Origin of the sequence: Geminocystis sp. CENA526 (assembly GCF_050753365.1) — a bacterium.
Taxonomy (GTDB): Bacteria; Cyanobacteriota; Cyanobacteriia; order Cyanobacteriales; family Cyanobacteriaceae; genus Geminocystis.
On record NZ_JBLZFY010000310.1, the window covers coordinates 1 to 1,131 of the forward strand.

Annotated in this window: 1 protein-coding gene; it reads left to right on the plus strand. The window is 35.8% G+C overall.

All coding sequences use genetic code 11. From position 1 onward, the window contains the following. Nucleotides 1–103 precede the first annotated feature (103 nt). The coding region (locus tag ACN4EE_RS23590) for a protein kinase domain-containing protein (protein WP_431708949.1) at nucleotides 104–1,131 on the plus strand (1,028 nt) is incomplete at its 3' end.

A 1,131-nucleotide genomic window follows, 5' to 3' on the forward strand; every position in this document is an offset into this window, starting at 1 on the left:
AAGTATTTTAGTTATACAATTAGATTAAGAGCGCATAATTTCAGTAAATCACCCTGATAAGTAAGTATAGTCTTAAATTAGTCTTAAATTGAGGGAAAATATTATGGTAAGTTCGATCGAAACCAGATACAAAATCATTAAAAGTTTAGGTAGCGGTGGCTTTGGAGATACATTTTTAGCTCAAGATTTACAAATGCCTTCGGGAAGACAGGTTGTCATTAAAAAACTAAAACCTGCTCATCAAAATAACATTTCGATCGAGCTAATTCAAGGATTATTCGAGAGAGAAGCGAAGGTATTAGAAGAATTAGGACAAAATTGCTCTCAAATTCCCACCTTATACGCTTATTTCACTGAAAATGAAGAATTTTATCTTGTGCAGGAGTATATCGAAGGGAAAAGTTTAGCGGAATTAGGGGCAATTAGTAGCGCCCAGTGTGAATCAATTTTGTCATCCTTACTCAATACTCTTAAATATATCCATAGCAAAAACATCATTCACCGAGACATCAAACCAGAAAATATTATTATTCGTGACTCCGATAAATTGCCCGTCTTAATCGATTTTGGTGCAGTGAAAGAAAGTATGGGAGCTGTAAGTTTAAGTAGCGGTTCAACGGTAAGCTCTGTAATCGTTGGTACGAGAGGATTTATCCCCCCAGAGCAAAGCACGGGAAGAACGGTTTTTAGTAGCGACTTGTACGCCTTGAGCTTAACCATGATTTACAGCTTAACAGGAAAGTATCCGATCGAACTCCCGAATAATAACATCACGGGAGAGTTAGACTGGCAAAGTTATATCCCCAATTTGCCTTCAAATTTAAGGTTAGTATTAGAAAAAGCCTCAAAAATCGACTTATATCAACGGTATCCCACTTCTCAAGCCATGTATGAAGCCTTACACATGAGCCAGATTAATACGGTTGCAGTTATTCCCCAAAAATCCCCCATTAATTTTACTAAAGAGAAAGAAGTTATTGAGCCTTCTCCTGTTATTCCTAATTCTGTTAATTCTTCTCAAAATAATAATAATCTAATCATTGCGATCGTAACTGGATTATTAGTTGCATTAGGAGTATCGGGAGGATTTTTTATCATTCAACAAATGAAAGAAACTCAAGAAAAATTAGC